Source organism: Synechococcus sp. BMK-MC-1 (genome assembly GCF_014279955.1).
Taxonomy (GTDB): Bacteria; Cyanobacteriota; Cyanobacteriia; order PCC-6307; family Cyanobiaceae; genus Synechococcus_C.
The window spans coordinates 831,734-848,235 of sequence record NZ_CP047939.1 but is presented as its reverse complement, the minus strand read 5'-3'; the positions used below and the strand labels follow the sequence as shown (position 1 = coordinate 848,235).

At 60.8% G+C, this 16,502-nt stretch carries 28 protein-coding genes; 11 read left to right on the top strand and 17 right to left on the bottom strand.

Annotated elements, in window-relative coordinates:
• The first annotated feature begins 41 nt into the window (after window positions 1-41).
• Window positions 42-425: a DCC1-like thiol-disulfide oxidoreductase family protein gene (locus SynBMKMC1_RS04610; RefSeq protein WP_186472864.1), complete on the top strand. Its 384-nt coding sequence runs from the start codon at window positions 42-44 to the stop codon at window positions 423-425.
• 229 nt (window positions 426-654) lie between these two features.
• On the opposite strand, the gene SynBMKMC1_RS04605 is transcribed toward SynBMKMC1_RS04610, so the two are convergent.
• The 4 genes from SynBMKMC1_RS04605 to SynBMKMC1_RS04590 all read right to left on the bottom strand — a co-directional run bounded on the left by SynBMKMC1_RS04605 (window position 655) and on the right by SynBMKMC1_RS04590 (window position 2,373).
• On the bottom strand, window positions 655-828 hold the full coding sequence (locus tag SynBMKMC1_RS04605) for a Nif11 family protein (RefSeq protein WP_186472863.1): 174 nt from the start codon (window positions 826-828) through the stop codon (window positions 655-657).
• A gap of 95 nt (window positions 829-923) precedes the next feature.
• Window positions 924-1,100 carry a hypothetical protein gene (locus SynBMKMC1_RS04600; protein ID WP_186472862.1) on the bottom strand — a complete coding sequence of 59 codons (177 nt, stop codon included), beginning with the start codon at window positions 1,098-1,100 and terminating at the stop codon, window positions 924-926.
• Window positions 1,097-1,570 carry a hypothetical protein gene (locus SynBMKMC1_RS04595; RefSeq protein ID WP_186472861.1) on the bottom strand — a complete coding sequence of 158 codons (474 nt, stop codon included), beginning with the start codon at window positions 1,568-1,570 and terminating at the stop codon, window positions 1,097-1,099. The genes SynBMKMC1_RS04600 and SynBMKMC1_RS04595 overlap by 4 nt, the downstream gene beginning before the upstream one ends.
• Before the next feature lie 14 nt (window positions 1,571-1,584).
• Window positions 1,585-2,373, bottom strand: coding sequence for a prohibitin family protein (locus tag SynBMKMC1_RS04590; protein ID WP_011932742.1), 789 nt, complete (start codon window positions 2,371-2,373; stop codon window positions 1,585-1,587).
• Between the two features lie 130 nt (window positions 2,374-2,503).
• Here SynBMKMC1_RS04590 and SynBMKMC1_RS04585 point away from each other — a divergent pair, with 130 nt between their 5' ends.
• The 4 genes from SynBMKMC1_RS04585 to SynBMKMC1_RS04570 all read left to right on the top strand — a co-directional run bounded on the left by SynBMKMC1_RS04585 (window position 2,504) and on the right by SynBMKMC1_RS04570 (window position 4,411).
• Window positions 2,504-2,746: a hypothetical protein gene (locus tag SynBMKMC1_RS04585; protein ID WP_011932741.1), complete on the top strand. Its 243-nt coding sequence runs from the start codon at window positions 2,504-2,506 to the stop codon at window positions 2,744-2,746.
• A 3-nt stretch (window positions 2,747-2,749) separates the two neighbouring features.
• Window positions 2,750-3,259, top strand: a complete 510-nt coding sequence (locus SynBMKMC1_RS04580; RefSeq protein WP_186472859.1) for a hypothetical protein — start codon at window positions 2,750-2,752, stop codon at window positions 3,257-3,259.
• A gap of 8 nt (window positions 3,260-3,267) precedes the next feature.
• Window positions 3,268-3,720: a low molecular weight phosphatase family protein gene (locus tag SynBMKMC1_RS04575; protein ID WP_186472858.1), complete on the top strand. Its 453-nt coding sequence runs from the start codon at window positions 3,268-3,270 to the stop codon at window positions 3,718-3,720.
• A 166-nt stretch (window positions 3,721-3,886) separates the two neighbouring features.
• Window positions 3,887-4,411 carry a WbuC family cupin fold metalloprotein gene (locus SynBMKMC1_RS04570; RefSeq protein WP_186472857.1) on the top strand — a complete coding sequence of 175 codons (525 nt, stop codon included), beginning with the start codon at window positions 3,887-3,889 and terminating at the stop codon, window positions 4,409-4,411.
• 2 nt (window positions 4,412-4,413) lie between these two features.
• On the opposite strand, the gene SynBMKMC1_RS04565 is transcribed toward SynBMKMC1_RS04570, so the two are convergent.
• The gene (locus SynBMKMC1_RS04565; RefSeq protein ID WP_011932737.1) at window positions 4,414-4,728 is read right to left on the bottom strand and encodes a DUF3303 domain-containing protein; all 315 of its coding nucleotides are present in this window, start codon (window positions 4,726-4,728) and stop codon (window positions 4,414-4,416) included.
• A 68-nt stretch (window positions 4,729-4,796) separates the two neighbouring features.
• The gene (locus SynBMKMC1_RS04560; protein ID WP_186472856.1) at window positions 4,797-5,432 is read right to left on the bottom strand and encodes an SOS response-associated peptidase; all 636 of its coding nucleotides are present in this window, start codon (window positions 5,430-5,432) and stop codon (window positions 4,797-4,799) included.
• Window positions 5,433-5,474: 42 nt separating this feature from the next.
• On the opposite strand from SynBMKMC1_RS04560, the gene SynBMKMC1_RS04555 reads away from it, so the two are divergent.
• A complete protein-coding gene (locus tag SynBMKMC1_RS04555) occupies window positions 5,475-5,630 on the top strand; it encodes a hypothetical protein (RefSeq protein WP_011932735.1) in 156 nt (51 codons plus the stop codon).
• Window positions 5,631-5,899: 269 nt separating this feature from the next.
• Here the strand turns inward: SynBMKMC1_RS04555 and SynBMKMC1_RS04550 are convergent, their stop codons facing one another.
• Both SynBMKMC1_RS04550 and SynBMKMC1_RS04545 read right to left on the bottom strand, forming a co-directional pair.
• Window positions 5,900-6,397 (bottom strand): DoxX family protein, encoded by a 498-nt coding sequence (locus tag SynBMKMC1_RS04550; RefSeq protein ID WP_186472855.1) that lies wholly within the window; start codon window positions 6,395-6,397, stop codon window positions 5,900-5,902.
• 250 nt (window positions 6,398-6,647) lie between these two features.
• Window positions 6,648-7,067 (bottom strand): nuclear transport factor 2 family protein, encoded by a 420-nt coding sequence (locus SynBMKMC1_RS04545; protein WP_186472854.1) that lies wholly within the window; start codon window positions 7,065-7,067, stop codon window positions 6,648-6,650.
• A gap of 83 nt (window positions 7,068-7,150) precedes the next feature.
• On the opposite strand from SynBMKMC1_RS04545, the gene SynBMKMC1_RS04540 reads away from it, so the two are divergent.
• Entirely contained in the window at window positions 7,151-7,366 is a 216-nt protein-coding gene (locus tag SynBMKMC1_RS04540; protein ID WP_011932731.1) for a chlorophyll a/b-binding protein, read from the top strand.
• Here the strand turns inward: SynBMKMC1_RS04540 and SynBMKMC1_RS04535 are convergent.
• The 4 genes from SynBMKMC1_RS04535 to SynBMKMC1_RS04520 all read right to left on the bottom strand — a co-directional run bounded on the left by SynBMKMC1_RS04535 (window position 7,359) and on the right by SynBMKMC1_RS04520 (window position 10,187).
• The gene (locus SynBMKMC1_RS04535; protein ID WP_186472853.1) at window positions 7,359-8,225 is read right to left on the bottom strand and encodes an NAD(P)-dependent oxidoreductase; all 867 of its coding nucleotides are present in this window, start codon (window positions 8,223-8,225) and stop codon (window positions 7,359-7,361) included. The genes SynBMKMC1_RS04540 and SynBMKMC1_RS04535 overlap by 8 nt on opposite strands.
• Complete coding sequence (locus tag SynBMKMC1_RS04530; RefSeq protein WP_186473324.1) at window positions 8,225-8,548, bottom strand: molecular chaperone DnaJ; 324 nt, start codon at window positions 8,546-8,548, stop codon at window positions 8,225-8,227. Before SynBMKMC1_RS04530 ends, SynBMKMC1_RS04535 begins: the two co-directional genes overlap by 1 nt.
• 49 nt (window positions 8,549-8,597) lie before the next feature.
• Entirely contained in the window at window positions 8,598-9,848 is a 1,251-nt protein-coding gene (locus tag SynBMKMC1_RS04525) for a glutathione S-transferase family protein (protein ID WP_186472852.1), read from the bottom strand.
• A 66-nt stretch (window positions 9,849-9,914) separates the two neighbouring features.
• Entirely contained in the window at window positions 9,915-10,187 is a 273-nt protein-coding gene (locus SynBMKMC1_RS04520) for a DUF3303 domain-containing protein (protein WP_186473323.1), read from the bottom strand.
• Between the two features lie 80 nt (window positions 10,188-10,267).
• Here SynBMKMC1_RS04520 and SynBMKMC1_RS04515 point away from each other — a divergent pair, with 80 nt between their 5' ends.
• Window positions 10,268-10,753: a hypothetical protein gene (locus SynBMKMC1_RS04515; protein WP_255486299.1), complete on the top strand. Its 486-nt coding sequence runs from the start codon at window positions 10,268-10,270 to the stop codon at window positions 10,751-10,753.
• On the opposite strand, the gene SynBMKMC1_RS04510 is transcribed toward SynBMKMC1_RS04515, so the two are convergent.
• From SynBMKMC1_RS04510 to SynBMKMC1_RS04500, 3 genes are read right to left on the bottom strand one after another with little or no spacing between them, the layout of a single operon-like run.
• Window positions 10,743-11,327 carry a pyridoxamine 5'-phosphate oxidase family protein gene (locus tag SynBMKMC1_RS04510; protein ID WP_186472851.1) on the bottom strand — a complete coding sequence of 195 codons (585 nt, stop codon included), beginning with the start codon at window positions 11,325-11,327 and terminating at the stop codon, window positions 10,743-10,745. The two genes, SynBMKMC1_RS04515 and SynBMKMC1_RS04510, sit on opposite strands and share 11 nt — an antisense overlap.
• Window positions 11,317-12,051 carry a peroxiredoxin-like family protein gene (locus SynBMKMC1_RS04505; protein ID WP_041428423.1) on the bottom strand — a complete coding sequence of 245 codons (735 nt, stop codon included), beginning with the start codon at window positions 12,049-12,051 and terminating at the stop codon, window positions 11,317-11,319. The genes SynBMKMC1_RS04510 and SynBMKMC1_RS04505 overlap by 11 nt, the downstream gene beginning before the upstream one ends.
• Before the next feature lie 44 nt (window positions 12,052-12,095).
• Entirely contained in the window at window positions 12,096-12,950 is an 855-nt protein-coding gene (locus tag SynBMKMC1_RS04500) for an NAD(P)-dependent alcohol dehydrogenase (protein ID WP_186472850.1), read from the bottom strand.
• A gap of 190 nt (window positions 12,951-13,140) precedes the next feature.
• On the opposite strand from SynBMKMC1_RS04500, the gene SynBMKMC1_RS04495 reads away from it, so the two are divergent.
• A complete protein-coding gene (locus SynBMKMC1_RS04495; protein WP_011932722.1) occupies window positions 13,141-13,389 on the top strand; it encodes a DUF1651 domain-containing protein in 249 nt (82 codons plus the stop codon).
• Between the two features lie 53 nt (window positions 13,390-13,442).
• On the opposite strand, the gene SynBMKMC1_RS04490 is transcribed toward SynBMKMC1_RS04495, so the two are convergent.
• Both SynBMKMC1_RS04490 and SynBMKMC1_RS04485 read right to left on the bottom strand, forming a co-directional pair.
• Window positions 13,443-13,712 carry a cupin domain-containing protein gene (locus SynBMKMC1_RS04490; RefSeq protein ID WP_186472849.1) on the bottom strand — a complete coding sequence of 90 codons (270 nt, stop codon included), beginning with the start codon at window positions 13,710-13,712 and terminating at the stop codon, window positions 13,443-13,445.
• 23 nt (window positions 13,713-13,735) lie between these two features.
• Complete coding sequence (locus SynBMKMC1_RS04485) at window positions 13,736-15,058, bottom strand: Rieske 2Fe-2S domain-containing protein (RefSeq protein ID WP_186472848.1); 1,323 nt, start codon at window positions 15,056-15,058, stop codon at window positions 13,736-13,738.
• 61 nt (window positions 15,059-15,119) lie between these two features.
• Between SynBMKMC1_RS04485 and SynBMKMC1_RS04480 the strand changes: the two genes are divergently transcribed.
• Complete coding sequence (locus SynBMKMC1_RS04480) at window positions 15,120-16,016, top strand: bestrophin family ion channel (RefSeq protein ID WP_186472847.1); 897 nt, start codon at window positions 15,120-15,122, stop codon at window positions 16,014-16,016.
• A gap of 26 nt (window positions 16,017-16,042) precedes the next feature.
• Window positions 16,043-16,462, top strand: a complete 420-nt coding sequence (locus SynBMKMC1_RS04475) for a DUF1499 domain-containing protein (protein WP_186472846.1) — start codon at window positions 16,043-16,045, stop codon at window positions 16,460-16,462.
• Window positions 16,463-16,502 lie beyond the last annotated feature (40 nt).

Below are 16,502 nucleotides of genomic sequence, written 5' to 3'. Positions count from 1 at the left end.
GCAGCGGCTGAAAACTCCCTTAGCACGCCAGAATGCGCGTCATGGCTCTCACACTCGTTTACGACGGCGGCTGCCCGTTCTGTCGGCATTTCGCGCTCCGCAGTGAGTTGCTTGGTGGGATTCCAGACCTCGTGATTCGCGACGGCCGCAGCGATCATGAACTCAGAGCCATGCTCAGGACGCGTGGCTACAACATCAGCAATGGCGCCGTGCTGATGGACGGCGAACAGATTTGGCATGGCAGCGAAGCCATCGCCATGCTTTGCCAGAACCTCACACCAAGCGATCCGCTGCTGCGCATTCTTCATGGCGTGTTCAGCGACACCCGGCGCGCCAATCTTCTTTACCCGGGGCTGCTGGCAGCCCGTCAGATCGCCTTGGGCGTGAAAGGACTTCCCCTCGACCCCGATTACCGCGGAGCCTGAGTTCTCAGGCTCCGCTCAACAGCGGACGGCACAACATCTGGTTGAAGGTCAACTTGGTGAGCGAACTCCTCAAGTTCAGCCTGCAATTCCAGAAGCATCAACGCAAGCGAACGGGCAAGGTCCCTGCCGAAGCTGGTCTCCATTTGGGGTCTCAATCAGGGACTCATCAGTTGTAAGTGAGCTCTTCCGGTCGCCGTGGATTGTGTCAACGTGCCGTCACAGATGGCGTTCAGCCGTGCTCTCTCTGCCACCGGCTGTAGTTGGCGGCAGAAAACTTGTGGCCATGGCGCAGACCCACTTTGGCGACGCAGATCGTGTCGCCGTCGCACTGGTCCAACTCGCGTCGGATGTCGTCATTGCCACTAGCCTTGACCAAGAACGTCTCCAGCTGTTTCATCGACATGGTCAGAACCTCCAGAAGGGGTTCTTCATCAGTAGGAGTACCAGCCCTGTATCCGGCGATACGTTGGAATTTCTTCCCGTACTCAAGGTCCCCCGTCAAAGGAGCAAACCGGGCTTGGACGATGGATGACGCACCGGAACCGGAAGAAGCCTGCCTGGAGCCTGCTGAGGCAGCACTCGATAGCGCACGCGTTTCTGCACCCTGGATGCACAGTGGGTGATCAGGCCCACTAGGAGCACCAGAACAAGACCGGTGGCTGTGCGTTGCGTCATACAGAGACCTCTCGCCTGGGCCAGATGCTGAGAAGCAACAGCGCAAGAGAAACGGCGGCAATGGGACCATTGATCACGGCGCCCGGAGCTGTGGCCGTGGTCGGGATCGGGCGAAACGCCGGAATGTAAGTGGCTCTCACGCTGTATTCGATCAACGTCAGCAGATAGAACAAAGGAATCATGGCCCGGTAGCGCAACAGAGCCAGCAGTTGCAGAAACGCCAGGATCAGCTGGCTGAGTCCCCAGAGAGCAAACACACCCACGATCGTGGCTGCCGCAGGATCGGAATAGCCGTCGAGGGGAAGATGAGCGATCGACTGCGCACCACCATCAGCAGCCAGCAAATGATGCTGACTGCGCCAAAGCGTCACCAGCACCAGGGGAGCAAACAACCAAAGCGCGAGACGGCGCCCTGGAAACACATTGGTGATGACCGATGGAACAATCAGCCTGGGATCAAGGCGAGCCATGCAGCACGACCGGTTCATCGCCGCCCAACAATCACCGGCGGCGTGCCGCCTGCAGTTCCTGGCAAGCCTGGAACCACCTCGGTCTGACCATCCCACTTGTCGAGGAAGAGTTTGTAGAGCACCTGGTCATCGAGGCTCTTGTTCAGCGTGTCGTAGCGAAGGGCCTCCTGCTCAGCGATCTTCACCTCGGTCTGAGCCCGCAGAAGCTGCTGTTCAGCGATCTGCTTCTGCTCAATCGCCGCCCGGTATTCCTCGGCAATCTCAAGACCGGTGAGATCCAGACCCACCACTTTCACGTAATCGAACTGATCCAGCTCTTCAGCCACGGTGCTGGCCACCAGGGCAGAGATGTCGTTCCACTCCGACGCGATCGTGACCAGCTCGTATTGCGAAAACACCGACTTGAGTGCTTTAAGGAGCGATGGCTGGATAATCCGCGGATACACATCACGGTCGCTGCTGGCGATCGTGCTGTAAACCCTGCCGGCTTCATCGGGACGCAAGGCGTACTTGATGGTGGCTGTGGCCTGGATGACTTGAAGATCTTTGGTGAGCGTGGCGAAATTCTCAGGCCGCACCTGGGTGCGAATGCTGAAGGGCCAGACCTGCTGAACCAAAGGTGCTTTCACATTGAGGCCCGGTTGCCGTGGCGTCCCGCTCACCTTGCCCAGAGTGGTGATCACGGCCACTTCACCTGCAGGAACGACGAACAACGATTGCGCCAGCAGCAGCAATCCAGCCAGCACAAGGGCCACGATGGCCACCAAGCCCCCCTCCGGACCTCCGGAGTTGACAGAACGCATCGGCGATGGACTTTGCATGCGGGGGTGGCGTCGAAGACGAATCACTTCCCACGTCCTAGCGAGAGGAAAGCCACAGTGCTCGCAAGCCCATCAGAACCCTGGTAGCGTCCAGCCATCCTGTCTGGGTCCCGTGCTGAGAAGCCTCCTCTCCTTGCTCTTCGCCGCAGTGATGTGGGTGCAGGTTCCTCAGTGGCAAAACGACTGGTCCCAGTGCGCTGTTGATGTTCCCGATGTGAACTGCCACTGGTACATCACAGCTCCAGACAACACCTTCGGGGAGGGATTCGACTGGGCCACGGCTCCCTGGTTCGATGTGAACGGTCTTTCCGATGTGGCCGAGCTCACCAACACCGTTTCAAACCTGCAGCACTGAACCATGCGCAACAGTTTGATTGCCGGGGTGATTGCCCTGTTGATGCTTGTGGCGCAACCTGTTTTCGCCGCCGATCTTCCCCTAACGGGCGTCGCGCTCGCTCCCTGTGATGCCTTGGATCCAGGAGCCCAGCCCAGTCCCGCAGCCTCCAGCAGACCCACGATCACCAGTCCGGAAGGGGCGAGCTGCTATGTGCTCACCGGCATGGTGAACAACAGTGGACGGCGTGCCGTCGTCGATACCGACGTGTACGCCAGGATCCTCGACCGCAGTGGTGAACCTGTTCTTCAAAACCGCACCCGGGTGGGTTCCATTGGTGATGTGGAGCCTGGCGAGCACCCGTTCGCTCTGCGACTGGCCGTGCCCACCGGCACACCGGGCCCGTTTGAGGTCAAGAATGCCCGCGCCCGAGGATTCAGTGCACCGGTTCGCAGTCGGGCAACGGATGACGATGACCTCCTGCCTTTAGAGCAGGGTGTGGTGGGTGCAGCGCCTCAAGACCCTGCGTCCTGACCGCGGCAATGCAAACCGTTCTCTTTCTCTGCACTGGAAATTATTTCCGCAGCCGCTTTTCGGAACTCTGGTTCAACCATCAGATCGCTCTTCTGGGACGATGTGATGCCATTCACGCTGTCTCCGCTGGCTTGAACGTGAGAGCCGACAGCGGCAACGTCGGCGCCATCGCCAAGGAGGCGCAGGCGGCCTTGCAACACCGTGGCGTTGCCGTGAATCCAACCCAACTGGCGATGCCCCGTCAGGTCAGCCGACCCGATGTGGAACAGGCCGATGTGGTGGTGGCCGTCGACGCCGATGCCCACAGGCCGATGGTGCAGGAGCTGTTTCCTGACCTGGAAGCGAAGATCCGCTTCTGGCGCGTGAAAGATCTCGATGAGGTTGATGCCGTTGATGATCCGATCACGCTGCTGCAACAGAAGATTGATCAACTGATAAAGGCGTTGATCAGCGGTCACTGATGTTTCGGATCTTCCGTGCTGGCGCAGTGATTCTTTTGCTGTTGATCGGCATCGTCCTGATCAGCATTCATCCCCGCGCACGCCATCCGGACGATGTCATGCCTTCCCTTCGAGAGAACAGGAGGATGCCAAGAAATTCCATGCGCCGATTGCGGGAGCAACGTCAATGAATCGACCTGCGCTTCAGCGCATTGATCAAACGCTGTTCAACGCACTGGCGGCGGAAGCCGACCAGCGACCGAGGCAACGCTGCAATCACAACTTCCACCAGGAGGCTGAGCCGGTGCAGCGCTTTCTCAACGTGCTGCAACCCGGTACCTACGTGCGTCCCCATCGTCATCAACGCGATCGAGAGGGAGCAGGGTTCGAGTGCTTCCTTGTTTTGCAGGGAATGATCGGCCTGCTGATCTTCAGCCCGGAGGGGGAGATCGTTCAAACGGAGACGCTCTCAGCATCCGGGCCAGTCCGAGGGGTGGAAGTGGCCGAAGGTCAGTTCCACAGCTTGGTGGCTCTGGAGCGCGACTCTGTGATTTTCGAGCTGAAGCAAGGGCCTTATCAACCTTGCCAGGACAAGGACTTCCTCCAAAGGTTTCCCCAGGAGCGGACGCCTGCTGCCGAAGTCCAGGAGCGCAGCTGGCGCCAACGCTTCCTGGAGTCCCCGGCGACAGGGGCCCAAACGGGCAACGATTGAATTCAGTCCTCCATCGATGCGAACAGAACTTTGTGACTGGCCACCACCTCGGCATCACTGATGGCGGGGGTGATCTCCATCTCCACGCCGAATTGGGCACGCCAGGGAGCGAGATGGCGGAAGAGTTCCTCCGTGCCGCGGGCCTTCATCAGAGCCACCACCTGACCTTGCCCAGGCAGATGAGCGCGCTGAATCAATTCAAAGCCTTCAAAGCAGTCGTTCTGACAACCCCCTTCGAAATAGTTGATGAATTCCCTGTACACATCAAGCTGGCTGTCGATATCCGGGATGGTGCCAACAACGAAATAGAGCTGCATGGTTCTTTGAGTCTCTGCGGCAGAAACTTAAGAACAGCCAGGGTTGGCAACGGTGTCTTGCAACACGACTAGGCCCTTTCAAACAACGACAGCTGCTCGCTGTCACCAGGCCGATCCCTGATCCAACCGGTGGGATCCCAAGCATCCAGTAAAGGCTGCAAAGCCCTTAAGCCCGCTCCGTCAACAGCCGCCATCCATCCATCCTCGAGCCCATCCGGGATCACCACCGGCATGCGCGGGTGCAGGGGTCGGATCAAGGCATTGGGGGTGGTGGTGAGAATCGTGACACTCTCGATTTCGCTGCCATCCGCACCAAGCCAGCGCTCCCAGAGGCCTGCCAGCCAGAACGGTTGATGGTTGGCTCGGCGAATCCGCCAGCCCTTTTCAAAGAAACAGCTGGCTGGAATCAAACAACGCCGGTGACGCCAGGCTCCCCGGAACATGGCCTTGTCATCCAGGGTTTCCACTCGGGCATTGAAGGGTCGCGGTCCGCTCAGGGGGTCCTTGGTCCAGCCTGGAATCAAACCCCAGAGCATCAGAGCAGCAGAGGCGTCCTTGTCCTCCCTGCGCAAGACCAGCAGAGGTTCCCCCGGGCCAATCAGGTCGCGAGGTGCATAGCGATTCTGGTGTGCTGGATCCAAGCGCTGGCGCAACGGCAACGGCAAGTCCGACGCCGGAATCGAGAGAGCAAAGCGTCCGCACATCAGACCACGATCAAGCAAGATGTGTGCACACGATCGGATTCAATGAAGGAAGTCAGCGTCTTCGAACTTCTGATCCGCAATCTGGGACGTTTCGCCGCGGGATCGGGAGTAGTGGCCCTTTTGGTGTGGCTCACCTGGGTCATGCTTGATGTCCAGCACATGCAATCGGGATTCACCCTGCCTCAGTCGAGCTATTGAAGCGGGGTCTGCTCAAGCGTTGTTCTTGAAGATGCGTTCAAGATCTCGGCGGAACTGAGAGGTCGTGAGGGGCCTCTCGCTGGAACGCCGTCGGTTTCTGATCATCAGTGAGCCAATCCACCAGATCTGCAGTGCAGCAAAGAAAGCACCAAAGATCAGCAAACTGATCGTGGGCGCAGTCATCAAGTCCATGGGTCCAACCAAAAAAAATTGGACTGAAGCAAAAGCTTCAATCCAATCAGAATCTGATTTTTCAATTAGAAGTAACCTCAGGCTTCAGCACCCTGGCTAATAGTGCCACTGGAGACATAGGCATCATCAGCGGCTTCAGACTGCTTGGCCGTCTCGGGATTGAAACGACGAACAATCAGCTCATCAATGGAGAAACAACCAGGACCAACGGCGAGGACGGCGGCGGCGGCAGCAAAGTAAAGGCCGAGAAGCTCCAGCAGGTAGATATTGAAACCGGCGGTGATCACTGCGTGGTAGATCGCAACTGTGATCGTTCCAAGGATTGCAAGAGCACCGAATCGAGTGAGCAGTCCTGTGATCAGAAGCCAACTACCTCCGATCTCAGAGAAAGCTGCGATGTAGGAGAGAACAATGGGGAAGGGAAGGTGCAGCGGACGCACGAAGGCATCTGCGAAATTTTCAATATTGGCGAGCTTCTCGTAACCGTGATGAATCAAAAGCGTGCCGGTGAATACTCGAAGCACAAGCAGGCCCACATCGGAGAGCAATGGCTTGGAGAGGATCGTTCTGAGCACTGCGATGAAGGTAAGTTTAGAAAATGTAACGACATGAGCCGCGAGCCCGTGAGCTCGGCAGACGCTTTACCCATCTTTAAGCAGAAATACCCAGGCAAAGACCAGCTCCGCCCCACACCTTCACGCGGAAACCGCCAGCATGCATACTTCTATGTCTCTTGCTTGACATGAGCAGTGAAATGTTTCTCACTTTGTTCCTGGGCTTCGGCGCAGCTGTGACCAGCCTCGCCTTCTGGAAGTTGAGCCGCTTTCAGTCCACGAACCGCTTGTAGAGCCAACGCACGAAACCACCCACAACGGGCACAGGTTCAAAGGTCGGCCCCACAAAGTCGAAGTAGTCGCGGTGATCGCACACCTTCCCGTCGCTGTTGAAGCGCAAGCGGCTGGCCCCTGGGTAGATGAACTCGATGCCTTTGATCTTGAGACCCATCTCCCATTCAATGAAGGCCGTATCCCCATCAACCGCGATGGCACTGGCCGTGAGATACACGTCATCACAGCGACGCATCAGACCATCTTGAGCCTCGATGTAAGCCTTGATGCCACGGCGCTCCTGCGTCGGATCCTGAAAGTGCACGTTCTCGTCGTACAGCTCACGCCATTGCGCTTCTGTGGGTGCTGCCATGCCGTAGGGCTTGGTGAACAGGGATCGAAGGCGCTCTGCGTCCACGGATGACGTCGCAATAACCGGTTAAACCCTATGCATAAATCAGTGGTCCCTGCATAGGCTCCAGAACACTCTGTGCTGAAGCCATGTCCGAACCGAGCTACCGCTACGAGCCTGTTGAAAAGTTCGGCGAGGGCCTGACCACCAACCGCCCCTGGAACACCAGCGCTCTCGCCGGAGTCGAAAGGCTGAATGGTCGCACCGCCATGGTGGGTTTCGCCGCGGCCGTGATCGGTGAATGGATCACCGGGTATGGCCCTGCTGGTCAGGTGATGGCGCTCATCCGCTGGTACCTCAGCTGAGCGTTGGCTCAGGAGCCGTGAGCTCATGAAGGGCGCTGTAATCACCAGTGTCCAGATCCGTGCCCTCTGCGCGCATCAGCAAATCGGCCAGGCTTTGCAGACCTCCGGCGTCCACCCCAGCCAGGCCTGCCTCGCGCAGAAACAGGTTCAAGTCCTTGCGCAGAAGGCTGGTGCTGAAATTGGGATCGCTGTAGTCATGCGTCAGCATCCGTTTGAGCTTTTTGTCCACCGTGGGCGCGTAGAGCGCGGATGGCCGCAGCACATCCATGAAGCTATCCACATCCAGGCCAGAGGCCTGAATCAACCGCAATGCCAGCGAGTAGCCGTGGGTGAGGCTGGCAATCAATTGGTTGAGAGCCAACTTGGCTGCCGCGCCGGTTCCCACGGCACCCATCCGCTTCGGCTCCAAAGCAAGATGCTTGAGCAGGGCGTACTGCTGATCAAACACCCCCTGATCACTGCCTGCCATCACCAGTAGCGTCCCTGCCAATGCCTCAGGTCGGCTCCCCAGGACTGGAGCCTCAAGATAAACACCGCCCTGAGCCTGCACCTGGGCCTCGAGAGCCACACTCTCGCTGATGCCCATGGTGCCCATGGGCATCACACAGCGCCGATTCAAACCGCCCAACGCTGCCACCACCTCCGCAGTAATTGGTCCATCCCGAAGCACGGTGATCACCGTGCTGGCACCCGCTATGGCCTGGGCAGGATCATCAAAGCGCTCGGCACCGGCGGAGGTCAGCAGTTCACAGCGGGCTGGATCCCTGTTCCAAACCGCCAGCGCACAACCCACGCTCAACAGGCGGTGGCCGATGGCGGAGCCGAGGAGGCCAGTACCGAGCAGAGCAACCTTGGTCATCAGGCCGGAATCGCCTCCATCACAGGTTCGAGGAGCAGATCGCGGGCGTTGTTGAGCCTGGTCATCATCTCGGGATCACCGCCTTTGTCAGGGTGATGCTGAACAGCCAAGAGCTTGTGAGCACGCTTCACAGCCTGCTCAGTCAGGCGACCCGAGAGGGCCAAGCCCAAGGTTTGGCGGGCACAGATCGCCTCAAAGCCGGGATCCCGGCCAAGGGGGCAACGTTCGCGCTGATGATTGGACTGCCGGGGCTTGCGTTTGGAGCTGCTGCGTTTCCCGCCAGTGGCAGAGGAGCCTGTCGCTCCGAATCCATCTCCAGCCATCAGCGCATCGGGTAGGGGCTCCCTACCTTGCTTGATCGCGAAGCCCCGATCAGGTGACCGAGCCGACAAATGGCCTGGGATCCTGGTCGAAGCGATGCTCAAATGGCAGCGCAGATGGTTGGTCCTGGCCTGCAAGAGCCGCGGTGCTTTCGAGGGCCTGCCTCAGCAGCCGGGCGCTGTGCAGAGGCATGTCGCGGGGCACAGAGATGCGATCCCGCAGATAGCGCAGAGCTGCGGCTGACCCTGAAGACGGCATCACTGCGGTCCCAGCGATCAGCTTGGTGAGTGCCGCGCGCAAGGGCTGATCAAACCCCTCCCCGAGAGGGCTGCGCACGAGCAGCGTGTGGCGATGGCGCAGCACCCGCTCGAGGGCTCGGGCCTGGGGAGTGACCCCTACTTCAGGCGGTGTCCAACGGCATTCGAGGGCACCCAGTCCCTCCCCTTGATCCACCGCCGCGGCCATGAATTGTTGCTGCGCACTGCCATCCGCCCAGCATCCGCCCATCTGCGGAGGCAGATCGTGGGCATGGGTGTGCACATCACTCTGGGTGCCGCGATACGTCTCGAGTTGCTCAAAGGCCGTGAGCCAACGGTCGATCCCGGGGTGGGCCTCACGCAGTGCAAACCCCTTGAAGTAGGCGAGCGACGCATTCATGCGTTCCACGTAGGGGATGAACACCAGATCGGCGGTGCCAGGTGTTGCCCCGCTCGGATGGTCGGGATCGAGCCAGCAGCCACCACCAGCGGCGATCGCCTCCTCCATCTGGGAGGCCACCCTCTGGAACTGATCCCGGGCACGGCGTTCCTGGTCCTCGCGCAGGCCTGGGGTGCAGAGCCACACACACCAGGCACGGAACAGCAACCGTTCCAGCTCACGCAAACGCCTCACCCGCCGGTCATGCATGCCAGCTCCCACCGGCCCGAAAGTGCGTTCAAGGGCCTCGAGGATGCGATCGCTCTCCGTGATCAGGCGACCATTGAGTTCCAGAGCCGGCAGCATTCCCGAGGGAACCAGTGCCGTGAACCAGGGCTCCTTCGGGCCATAGCAGCGCATGGTGACCTTGCGGATCCGATAGGGAACCCGGCGCAGCTCAAGCCAGAGCCACACCTTCTGGCAGTACGGGCACCAGGCGTGGTGGTCCCGGAACAAGGTCACCTGCACATCTGCTTCGGAATGCCCGAACAGCCGCAAGCTGGCCTGGGCGTTGGTAGGGCCTTCCACGCGTTCGGCAGCAGCCGGTGCCAAAGCCTCCAGAGCAGCCCAGGAGAGCGCCTCCGCCTTCAGCGAATCGTCTGTCATCACGCCAACAGGTCTTGCCGCAGTTTGGCGGCAAGACGGAGACGAACGTCGGTTTGAGCCGAGTGATCAGCTGTAAACCTTGCCGATCAGAGGACCGGCCTGCTCATCGGTGAAGACAGGTGTCACGGTCCAGTCGAGGCATTCCGCCCACTCGGCGGCGTGCTCGTAGCAGACGCCAGCATCATCGGTTTCCACCAGGATCCAGCCCTGAACCGAGCCGGGTGCGTGGTAACGGGTCCACGACTTGCAAGCTGGCATGGGGGCTCCGGTCTGCATGAACTTGCGAGCCGCTGTCTCGTGGTAACCGGTCTTGAAGTGCCAGTGCATGAGGAACAACATGAAATCGCTGAGAAAGGAGCTTCCAGCAAGCACGTCTGCGCACGATCCGACAGCATGACCGCGACAAACGCCTGAATCTCTTGTCGATCCCAAGTGACACGGTGACCGGGAACGATCTGCTGACGCGCGAGCGGCAGGTTCGCCAAGAGGGAAGTGGGATCAATGCCGACGACGTGATCGGTTGCTGGCAGCTGCAGACCATCTGGCCCAAGGGCCGTAGCAAAGCCAACGCCTTCAACGGGTGGCTGCTGCGCAGCCTCGGCGCCTGCCTGGAGATCAGCGCAGCTGGCGATCACCATGTACACCTACGCAATGCCGTCAACCTCGGCCCGGTGACTCTGCAGTTCAGTGGACCTGGGGAGGTGGGCGGTGGCAGACCCTTACTGAGCTTCCACTTCGAGCACGTCAGGCTGACGCTTGGCGCCATCACCCTGCTGCAACGCTCGTTGCCGGCTCCACCCGCCAAGCGCAAGCCGTTCTTCGCATTGATCCACAGGGATTCGTCTGGCTGGCTGGCGGCTCGCGGCCGGGGAGGTGGGCTCGCCCTGTGGACGCTCAGGGATTGAGACGTCGCTCGATCCAGTCGTCTCCTCGCTCCCAGCAGCAGCGTCGGTGGGGATGGGCTTTGAGATCGAGTTGCTCCACCCGCTGGATCTGAATGCGGATCAACAGCAAATGAGGCGGTGGTGGCTCCCCATCGGCAATCGAATCGGGCCAGGGGCCAGCCGCCTCAAAGGGCTCACCCGGATGCGGCCAGGCCCAGACGGAGCGGCCAGCGGGCGCCAACCGTTGCCAATGGGCGTTCAAAGCCTCCGGATCATCGCCAGCACTCAACAATTGAGCGATCCCACGCAGGCGGAACTGTTCTCTGGCCTTGCGGAACAACCAGCACAGCTCCACCTGCACCTGAGCACTGAGTTCGCCGGGTTTCTCGCTGCGGGCATCGCTGAGCAGTTCGAGGTCGCCCTCATCACTCCAGCCTCGAAACACCAGGGTGCGCACCCGTGGGGTGCCATCGGCTGCCACGCTTGCGAGCTGAAGCCAGCTGGCCCCCGGAGCCCGTCCCTCCCGTTGGCGGGCGCCCCGCAGCAACGGCCGCCAGGGGGGCAACGGCATTGCCTGAATGGCATCAACCGGCATCAGCCATCCAAGGATCGAGAAAGGCCAGCGGACGGTTCATCGTTTCGGAAAACCCAAGGATGCCTCGATCGCGATAGACGTACAGGAGCGAGTCGTCCGCGTCCAAGAGGAACGTGCCCCCCCGCTGGGTGATGAAGCGATCGTCGGGCACGTAGGTGCCCCAGTGCCGCAGCACTTCATTCATATTGCGCAAGCGCACCGTGGCCAGTTCGAACGGGCGCTGAAACCCACCGCCACCAGCACGGCGGAAGAGTCCAGCAGGGATCGCTGGCAGCACCCCGGTGCTGATCACTTCATCGTCGCCGAAACGCTGGGGCGCCGTGCGGTCTCCGGTGTAGCCGCGCAGCACTTCTGCCAGGGTGCCGGGAGAGCCGATGCCTGCACACATCAGCAGCAAGGAGGGCCAAGCACCGCCTGGAGCCTGAAGCCCTGGCGACAACCCCAAAGCCTGGTGCAGGTTGGCATTGGGCTCCACCTGCAAGCGCTCAACCGGAAAGCCAGTGAAGGCGCAGAAACGATCAGCACCCTTCGGGTCTCCAATCGCGATCGCCAACAACTGGATCCCGGCCTGATCCAGCTGAGGCAGCGCAGGCACCAGGGCCTGGGCATATTCCATGGAGTCGAAATCACCGAGCTGGGTGAGCAGCACCACCAGCCGCCGACAGCCTCGGCCCATGCCAGGAGCATCAGCGATGCGTTCAAGCAAAGGATCGGGAGCGTTCATGCCTGTCATCAAGACGCCCACATGATCAGGCATTGAGCACGACATCAGGCATCGAGCACAAAGCGATAGCGCACATCGCCCTTGGCAAGCCGTTGAATCGCCACATTCACCTGATCCATCGGCAGATGCTCAACCAGTGGGCGGATGTTGTGGCGAACACAGAACTCCACCATCTTCTGAAGACTGGCTGGTGAGGACGTGGGGCTACCGGTGATCGAGCGCCGGGCGGGGATGAGATCGAAGGCGCCAACCTGAATCGGCTCCAGCACAGCCCCGAGCTGATGCAGTCGTCCCCGAGGCCTGAGCGACGCCATCACCGCACTCCAGTCGAGGGGATGGTTGACCGTATTGATCACCAGATCAAACCGGCTCTGAAGATCAGGAAGCATCTCCAGTTCCTCCACGTGATGGGCACCAAAGCGTCGTGCCTGTTCCGCCTTGGCGAGATTGGTGGTGATGGCGGTGACTTCACAGCCCCAAGCCCGCGCGAATTGCAAGGCGATATGGCCCAGCCCACCGATGCCCACCACGTGACTGGCGAAGCCCCCCTGCCGTCCCACGATCGTGGCTTCCAGAGACGTGCAGAGGTTCTGATCACCGCCAAGGCAGAGGCTGCAGTGGTTGCAACTTCCGCTGATCCAGCCCAGACCGCGAACGTCGCCGATCAAGCCCGGATCCACCCCCTCGCCAACCGCCGTGACCCTGCCGATCACTTCATGGCCCGGCACGAGGGGATAGCGGCTGACAACCCAGTGATTGCCGATCATCGAGAGGTCGCTGTGGCAGAGGCCGCAGTGCATCACCTCCAGCACCAGCTCATCAGCTGCAGGCTCAGGGGCTGGCCGCTGGCCGCACTCAAGAGGGGCCCCTGCGGACGGTGCTTGCCAGACAGAGATCACAGGGAAACCCGCAATGGTTCTTCCTTGTCTTTAGTCATGCCGCCCAGACAGCGTCACGGCCCATTGACACATTTGTACCACCCAATTAGAACAGGTGTACCAGCAGCGTCTCCATGGCTCCGAGTTCGCCTTATGCACCCTTCAAAGCGGAGGAGTGGATGCGCGCTTCCCTGATCACCCCCCGAAAGCGATGCCCCGTCACGGTTGGATCCAGGACCCACACACCCAGGACACGAAACGGTTCCACCCCGATGAAAAAAGCTGGCACCGCGACCCCCGGGTGTTCGTGGATTCAGGGAGACCTTTTCCAGACCAGCCCCCGCTGCTGACCACCCGGGTGCACCTACGCCGGGAAACAGCGGAACTCCTCTGGAAGGAGCTACTGCGGGTGGGCTGGCAGCCCTGCAGGCCCCAATGGGGTGCTGATGTGGATGTCTGATGTGGACGTCTGAAACCGGCAGCGAGACGACCCGTCAGCCAACAGCTCAAGCCTCAACCGAACTGGTAATGCTTGCGCACCGCTTCATGCACGGTCCACCTGCACGTCAACCCGGCGGGGAATTCCACCAAATCCCCGGCCTTGATGCGCACGGGCGCACCAGATTCGGGCGTCACGGTGACGTCACCTTCCAGCAACAGACAGGTTTCCCTCTGGTCGTAGTGCCAGGGAAATTCACTGGCTTCACAGGCCCAGATTGGCCATTCACGAATCCCCAGCGCCACGATCACGCTGTCAGGGCACGGAGAAGTCACATGGATCATCGCCAAACCGATGATGTCTTCAATCAAGTTCCATAATTGCGCGGCGCTAGCCCATCGCCGACCGTCAATCCCCGCTCCCACCGCCGCAGACGCTGGAGCAGCAGCGCAGCAACCAGAGCCAGCAGCCCGCCCAAAGCACTCAACCAGCCCATCTGGCCAACGCCGATCAACACCGCCGCCGTCCAGAGGACAACCCAGCACCAGGGCTGGCCCCGTCGAATCCAATGCAGCGCCTGGGAGCAACTGCGGCAGTTCACGGTATGGCTGTTGTAGCGATCCATGAGCGAAGCAATCCCCTGCCTTGGCGGAAGCCGCTGTCCAGCGAAAGGTTCGCCGCCGTGGCTGTTAATCCAGCGATGCAACGCGGCCACATAGCCATCCGCCTCGGTTGGCAGAAAAAACGCACGCTCGGCGGCTGCACTGCCGCCGGCAGATTCCAGCACCCGCTCCTGCCAGTGCAGAAACACCTGGTCGTCTTCCAGAACTTTGTGGTTACCGATGTGTTGCAGCCATCGAGGTCGCAGACCCACCAGCAGCCGTGGCAACGCGGACTTGAACTGGAACGGGAAGCGCGCGAACAGGCGACACTCACCGCGGCGGATCGGCACGGCGTAAACCACGGTGAGAATCCGCGCGAACCCTTTGGCATCAAGGTCGTGCCACATCAGCTGGGGGGCACGGAAGTGGGTGAACTGAGAGCCGAGCCGCCCTCGGCGGGGGCCCTCCTCCCAGAAGGCCTCAAATCCCGAATCGTCCTCCGCTCGGATCACGGCCAGCACAGGGGCGGCGTTCTCCCGGTTACCCACGGTTTTGTGATGCGTGAACGGCACATGGCTCACATCCAGGACATTTTCAAGCAGGGTGAGCGCATCCATGGGCAGGTCGCGGAAGGTGTCCTGCACGATCCAGCCATCAGCCCAGCCATCTCCTTGCTCTTGAAGCAACGGCACAAGCGGTGGATCTTTGGCGCCCGCCATCGTCGGATCGCCGGTCCACACGAACAGCAACCCCTGACCAGAACAGGTAGGGAGGCTGTTGCAGCTGGACCGGCGCCCCGATGCATTGCCCCCCTCCGCCATCTGGGGGATCCGTGTGCAACGGCCTTCGCCATCGAAACTCCAGCCGTGATACGGACACTCCAGTTCCCCTGAGGCATTGATGCGTCCCTCACTTAGGGGTACCAATCGATGGGGACAGACGTCATCAAAGGCCCGCCAGCTTCCGGTCGCGGCGTCCCACCACAGCACGAGATCCCTCTCCAGAACGGTGAACCGCTGCGGTCGTTTCGGATCGAGATCGCGCAGGTAGGCAACCGGCCACCACTGCTCCGTCCAGCTGGCATGCATGGGTCGTGCACGAATGCAGTCATGATCGCCGTCTTGGAGCAGCGTCTGTGACCTCAAAACCATGATTGATCTCGGGGACTACGGCCATCCGCCCAGCACGCGCCGCCGGGACTACTCCCTGGTGCTGCTGCAGCTGGCCATCGCCGTGCTGATCAACAGCAATGCGATTCCCGGTGACTGGACCGTCAATCGAGATGTCGTGAGGATTCTCGGAATCGCGGCCTCCATCTTCATCGGCTTCCGCAACACCCAGGCCATCGGCCGTTGGTGGGAGGCGAGGACACTGTGGGGATCGATTGTGAATGTGAGCCGGAGCTGGGCGGACACCCTCCGCGCCCACCTGAACAGCGAGCGCATCAACCGCAAGGAGGAACGCCAGCTGCTGCAGTTGCAGGTGGCTCTGGTGTGGCAGCTGAATTTTCAACTGCGTAATTTCTGGCACCGGGAGCTCAGGGAGCTGCAGGGGCAACTCCTCGACGGCCTCAAGCTGCCGCGCAGCAGCAGCTTGCGCCAGCTCGGCCTGCAGCGGGCCGAGTGGATCCGTACCCTTCATCGCCAGGAGCGCATCGACAGCTTCGGACGCATGCAGCTGATGGAGGTGGCCAATGCCTGCACCGATGCCATTGGCGGATTGGAACGGATCCGCAACACTCCCTTACCGGCGTCGTACGACGTGTTCGTGCGCTTGCTCACCTGGCTGTTCGGACTGCTTCTTCTCGTTTACTTTCACGACCTCGGGCCCGAGCCCCGAATTCCGATCAGTGGGGTGTTGATCGTGCTGCTGTTTCTGATGGCGGAACGCATCGGCGCCTATGTCGAGGGTCCCTTCGACGCTGACGGCAGCAGCTTTTCCCTCCCGCTCGACAGCATCTGCCTCACGATCAGCCGCGATCTTCTCGATGGCGAAGCTGACCACGTGCAGCATCTGAATTCCAAGGATCCAGTGCGCTGGACCTGAGCCTCCCACCCGCTCCCCCTGACGTCATGCCCTCATTCGCTCTCTTCGCCCTACCCCTGGTTCTCGCCCTGTTTCATTGGGTCGGCCCTGTCCCGGACGATCTGGGAGTACGGGGCGGTCACCTCAGCCCCTGCCCCGGCCCCGCGCACTGCGCGCGGGTTGACTGGACTGTGACGGATTCCGGTGCAGCACTGGAGAGCCTCACCACACTGATCGAATCAACACCGCAGGCGGAAGTGATCAGTCGCGACGATGGCTACCTCCATGCCACCTTCAGCAGCCGCATCTTCGGCTTTGTCGATGATGTGGAGCTCAATGCAGCCGATCCCGAACGGCTCGAGGCCCGCTCGATTTCGCGCCTGGGTGATTCCGATCTGGGGGTGAACGGTCAGCGCCTGCAGGTCCTGGCCCAGGCGTTGGACACTCAGGTCCTGAGCCAACCTTGAAACCAAGTTTCAGCGTTCATCCGCTGCAGGGCGTACGGAC

Coding starts and splice junctions, on each gene's coding strand:
- SynBMKMC1_RS04530 (WP_186473324.1), bottom strand. CDS start 8,548: ATGGCTGGAGATGGATTCGGAGCGACAGGCTCCTCTGCCACTGGCGGG.
- SynBMKMC1_RS04525 (WP_186472852.1), bottom strand. CDS start 9,848: ATGACAGACGATTCGCTGAAGGCGGAGGCGCTCTCCTGGGCTGCTCTG.
- SynBMKMC1_RS04595 (WP_186472861.1), bottom strand. CDS start 1,570: ATGGCTCGCCTTGATCCCAGGCTGATTGTTCCATCGGTCATCACCAAT.
- SynBMKMC1_RS04580 (WP_186472859.1), top strand. CDS start 2,750: ATGCGCAACAGTTTGATTGCCGGGGTGATTGCCCTGTTGATGCTTGTG.
- SynBMKMC1_RS04540 (WP_011932731.1), top strand. CDS start 7,151: ATGTCCGAACCGAGCTACCGCTACGAGCCTGTTGAAAAGTTCGGCGAG.
- SynBMKMC1_RS04605 (WP_186472863.1), bottom strand. CDS start 828: ATGTCGATGAAACAGCTGGAGACGTTCTTGGTCAAGGCTAGTGGCAAT.
- SynBMKMC1_RS04560 (WP_186472856.1), bottom strand. CDS start 5,432: ATGTGCGGACGCTTTGCTCTCTCGATTCCGGCGTCGGACTTGCCGTTG.
- SynBMKMC1_RS04600 (WP_186472862.1), bottom strand. CDS start 1,100: ATGACGCAACGCACAGCCACCGGTCTTGTTCTGGTGCTCCTAGTGGGC.
- SynBMKMC1_RS04480 (WP_186472847.1), top strand. CDS start 15,120: ATGATTGATCTCGGGGACTACGGCCATCCGCCCAGCACGCGCCGCCGG.
- SynBMKMC1_RS04555 (WP_011932735.1), top strand. CDS start 5,475: ATGAAGGAAGTCAGCGTCTTCGAACTTCTGATCCGCAATCTGGGACGT.
- SynBMKMC1_RS04495 (WP_011932722.1), top strand. CDS start 13,141: ATGCCCCGTCACGGTTGGATCCAGGACCCACACACCCAGGACACGAAA.
- SynBMKMC1_RS04570 (WP_186472857.1), top strand. CDS start 3,887: ATGAATCGACCTGCGCTTCAGCGCATTGATCAAACGCTGTTCAACGCA.
- SynBMKMC1_RS04520 (WP_186473323.1), bottom strand. CDS start 10,187: ATGTTGTTCCTCATGCACTGGCACTTCAAGACCGGTTACCACGAGACA.
- SynBMKMC1_RS04590 (WP_011932742.1), bottom strand. CDS start 2,373: ATGCGTTCTGTCAACTCCGGAGGTCCGGAGGGGGGCTTGGTGGCCATC.
- SynBMKMC1_RS04535 (WP_186472853.1), bottom strand. CDS start 8,225: ATGACCAAGGTTGCTCTGCTCGGTACTGGCCTCCTCGGCTCCGCCATC.
- SynBMKMC1_RS04505 (WP_041428423.1), bottom strand. CDS start 12,051: ATGAACGCTCCCGATCCTTTGCTTGAACGCATCGCTGATGCTCCTGGC.
- SynBMKMC1_RS04565 (WP_011932737.1), bottom strand. CDS start 4,728: ATGCAGCTCTATTTCGTTGTTGGCACCATCCCGGATATCGACAGCCAG.
- SynBMKMC1_RS04475 (WP_186472846.1), top strand. CDS start 16,043: ATGCCCTCATTCGCTCTCTTCGCCCTACCCCTGGTTCTCGCCCTGTTT.
- SynBMKMC1_RS04510 (WP_186472851.1), bottom strand. CDS start 11,327: ATGCCGGTTGATGCCATTCAGGCAATGCCGTTGCCCCCCTGGCGGCCG.
- SynBMKMC1_RS04610 (WP_186472864.1), top strand. CDS start 42: ATGGCTCTCACACTCGTTTACGACGGCGGCTGCCCGTTCTGTCGGCAT.
- SynBMKMC1_RS04490 (WP_186472849.1), bottom strand. CDS start 13,712: ATGATCCATGTGACTTCTCCGTGCCCTGACAGCGTGATCGTGGCGCTG.
- SynBMKMC1_RS04485 (WP_186472848.1), bottom strand. CDS start 15,058: ATGCATGCCAGCTGGACGGAGCAGTGGTGGCCGGTTGCCTACCTGCGC.
- SynBMKMC1_RS04575 (WP_186472858.1), top strand. CDS start 3,268: ATGCAAACCGTTCTCTTTCTCTGCACTGGAAATTATTTCCGCAGCCGC.